Genomic DNA, 3,482 nt, shown 5'->3' on the forward strand with positions numbered 1-3,482 from the left:
TGAATTGATTTCTCACGGTGTATCGTACCAGCAGATTGAAAGGCTGAAAAAATAATTTGCGGTATTGATTCCAAAAAAAAGATTGCCTGCTGAAATTTGATATTTTAAAATGAGGATTCAGGAGCCTGAGGACTTTTTGATCCTGGCAGAAAACTCAACACCTGATTCACCAGGGGGATCACAAATGAAGGAATATCATGATCACGAACAACGGTTGAATTATAAAACGTGTCCGGGCTGCAGCGCTGACCTGGAGGTCGAGACCGAGGAATGTGTTTTTTGCGATCACAATTTCCGATCCGCTCAGATCGCGGTATCAGAGCCGGCACCTCTCTATGAGCCGGAAAGCGGTGGGAATTCGTTTTTCGTGATGCTGGCGTTGAATGTTCTGGTGAGCGTGGTGAGTGCCTTGGGAACTTCAATGGAGCGTCAGCAGGAAAGAGAGTCGTATCGGCACCGACCGCATTTGACTCAGGAAGACTGGGAATTAGTCGCACAGCGTTTTATGAAACACGACAAAACAGTTCCTGCAGAGACCAGAATACAGATTGGTCCGGGAGAAGGGCCGGTGCGCGTCAAGCTGCTCTCTGTGACCTTCGGTCCTCCGCAGAGAACGGTCCCCTACACGAAAGAGTTCTTCAAAAAACAGGAGTTTGATCCGCTGCAGAAATTCCGCGTTCCTCACTGAAAACAGTGATCAGTTGATGGTTAACCCCAACCCATCTTGACAGATTCCTGCTTGTCCGCGACAGTTTGGGCGTTGTTTCTGAATTTTGACGTTCAAAACCCGGGTCAGGAAATGGATTTGCTGCCTCTCGATCATCCTCGTTTGAAAGAGAATAACTTCGATCTCATACGATTGTTGTTGGCGATGGCGGTCTGTCTGGTGCATGCGGCCGAGCTTTCGGGCATTGAATCGTTACGCGGGCTGCCCGGGGTGTTGTCTGCACAGGTTGCGGTGCGGGCATTTTTTGTGGTGAGTGGTTTTCTGATCGTGATGAGTTATGAGCGGTCTTCCTCGCTCGCCTCTTATGCCGGCAAACGTCTGCGGCGGATTTATCCCGCGTACTTCACGATAGTCATGCTGTGCGCGGTGGGACTGGTATTTGTGAGCCAGCAGCCGCTTGCCGATTATTTCTCGCTGGCGTGGCTCAAGTATCTGGTTGCAAACCTGACGTTTCTGAATTTCCTGCAGCCGACGTTGCCGGGTGTGTTTGAATCGAACCGGTTGGCGACCGTCAATGGGGCGCTGTGGACGCTCAAGATTGAGGTGATGTTTTATGTGGCAGTGCCTTTGATTGTGTACTGCCTGCGGCGGTTTCGCCGACTCCCGTTGCTGATTTTGATTTACTGTCTCTCGGTGGTATATGCCGAACTGATGACGGTGAAGGCGGCGCAGACGGGTATTGATTTTTATGAACGGCTGGCGCGTCAACTGCCGGGGCAATTGTCTTACTTTATGGCGGGGGCAGCCGTGTTTTATTATCTGCCGTTCTTTGAACGCCGTATCGGGTATTTTGTGTCTGCAGCGGTGGGCGTGCTGGCGTTGAATTTTCTAATTCCCCTGCCCCTCCTGCAGCCGTTCGCGCTGGCGACTCTGGTGTTATTTTTCGGACTGTATCTCTACGCGGGGAACTTCGGCAAGTATGGCGATTTTTCCTACGGCGTTTACATCCTGCACTTTCCGGTGATCCAGCTTTTATTGAATTCGGGCTGGTTTACGGGGCGTCCCTGGTATTTCCTGTTTTCCACAGTCAGCATCACAGTTCTCGGTGCGATCCTGATGTGGAATCTGGTGGAAAAACGATTTTTACTGCGGAGTAGTCATTATGTGGGAGTTGCTGCACAAGCGGAAGAGAACGTTTCCGTCAAGCAGCCTGCCAGCCTGTGATTAAAGTTACTTTGATTTCAGGTCGAAGTTGATCGTGTTATCACCTGCGGTGACGTCGGCGGTCAGTTCGGTTTTGTCGTTAAATTTCGCGGGGATCAACTGCTTGCCTGCTTCGTCTGGATTGTCTGATAATTTGATAATCATGACCGTGTGTTTTCCCGGGGTGGCGCCCGAAGCGTCTGCATTGTATTCCAGAGTGTAGGAACCGTCCGCGCCGGTGGTTGCGTTCGATGCGCGGGCGCGCCCTTTTTCTCTGATCTGCTGTGGCTCGAAAATAATTTTCGCATTTCCCAGCGGAGTTCCATCCAGAGTGACGATGCCGGTGACTTCCACCAGATCCGGTATCGGTTCTCCGTCGCTTCCCATACAGCCGGTAAAGCTGGAGAGCAATAATAATAAAGCAAAGTGATTGAGTGAAATGAAAGCGGGTTTGGTAGACATGTTATTAATTGTTCTCATTGCTGAAACAGAAAGAATTCGGGAAAACTCGCGCAGAATTGCGTTGATGATTTCAAAATACCGCGATGACAGTGTGCCATCGCGGTATGGGATGAACGTCAGAGGAGAGTTCAATTACCGGTTAAAATTCCGGTATAATCTCTCCCCCTTTGATGGAAATCAGTGCGGCGACAACGCCGACGCGGTCGACATTCTCGCTGAGGAAGCGAACGGCACCATCGGCCATGAGAATGTGTCCGCCACCAACGTGGAGGCTGCCCGCGCCCCAGGCGTACTGTTTTCCGCCGCTGTTATTAAAATTCAGCGTGTAGCCGACAGTCCCTGGCGCAATGTAAAACGTATGGGTGGCTGCATTCCAGTAAGGTCCGTAACTTGTTGATGTTTTATCTAACCGCGTCTCACATAGTACCATGGTGTTACTTGAGCCATCTTTGATATCTCGAAACTGGGCAGAACCATTCGGTCCCAATGTTCCTTTGGCCGTACTTGTGTTGGCACCCCAGCTCACACTTCCACCTGAGGTGGTGTAACTTGCTACGCCGTAGCTGGTGCGCCAGCCTGGATTGACATAGTAGTCGGCAGAGGTGGTTGTGTTTGATTGATTGCCATCGTCTGAAGGACAAATATAAATGGGAAGAGGGGAAGTCACGACTGAATATTGGTCTGTGGTTGGGACCGTGCTGGTACAACTGCTATGCTTCGCGCGTCCACTGGGAATACTCCAGTTATATTTGTTGTAGATATTCGCCTGATCGATAAACGGCAGGATCATCTGATAACAGGTGTGATTCAAAATCATACCACCTGTCCCATGAATCCCAGCACAACTTTGGATCCCTCCATTGATCGTTGCCGGCGGGAACACACGGTGAGTATCGTGGTAGTTGTGTAACGCCAGGCCCATTTGCTTCAGGTTATTTTTACAAGTGCTGCGTCGGGCGGCTTCGCGGGCCTGCTGGACGGCGGGTAAAAGAAGTGCAATCAGAATCGCGATGATGGCAATCACCACCAGTAATTCAATGAGTGTGAAACCGCGTTTGAGGAATCGTTGCGCTCGCATGAAATGTGCCTTTTTCATCAAGAAGATAAACCGGGATTTCCCATATGGGTTGAGCCTGGAACAGATCCAGAC

At 50.5% G+C, this 3,482-nt stretch carries 4 protein-coding genes; 2 read left to right on the plus strand and 2 right to left on the minus strand.

Features of this window, described 5'->3' with window-relative positions:
• Positions 1 to 184: 184 nt before the first annotated feature.
• Positions 185 to 688, plus strand: coding sequence for a hypothetical protein (locus Q0294_RS14135; RefSeq protein WP_299466574.1), 504 nt, complete (start codon positions 185 to 187; stop codon positions 686 to 688).
• Positions 689 to 739: 51 nt separating this feature from the next.
• Positions 740 to 1,891 carry an acyltransferase gene (locus Q0294_RS14140; protein WP_299466577.1) on the plus strand — a complete coding sequence of 384 codons (1,152 nt, stop codon included), beginning with the start codon at positions 740 to 742 and terminating at the stop codon, positions 1,889 to 1,891.
• Positions 1,892 to 1,897: 6 nt separating this feature from the next.
• Here Q0294_RS14140 and Q0294_RS14145 read toward each other — a convergent pair whose 3' ends face one another.
• Together Q0294_RS14145 and Q0294_RS14150 are read right to left on the minus strand one after the other, a co-directional pair.
• A complete protein-coding gene (locus Q0294_RS14145) occupies positions 1,898 to 2,332 on the minus strand; it encodes a hypothetical protein (protein ID WP_299466580.1) in 435 nt (144 codons plus the stop codon).
• A gap of 139 nt (positions 2,333 to 2,471) precedes the next feature.
• Positions 2,472 to 3,482, minus strand: a 1,011-nt coding sequence (locus Q0294_RS14150) for a DUF1559 domain-containing protein (RefSeq protein ID WP_366917977.1), incomplete at its 5' end; no start/stop codon positions are given.

Source organism: uncultured Gimesia sp., from assembly GCF_937919775.1.
Classification (GTDB): domain Bacteria; phylum Planctomycetota; class Planctomycetia; order Planctomycetales; family Planctomycetaceae; genus Gimesia.

Coding starts and splice junctions, on each gene's coding strand:
- Q0294_RS14135 (WP_299466574.1), top strand. CDS start 185: ATGAAGGAATATCATGATCACGAACAACGGTTGAATTATAAAACGTGT.
- Q0294_RS14145 (WP_299466580.1), bottom strand. CDS start 2,332: ATGTCTACCAAACCCGCTTTCATTTCACTCAATCACTTTGCTTTATTA.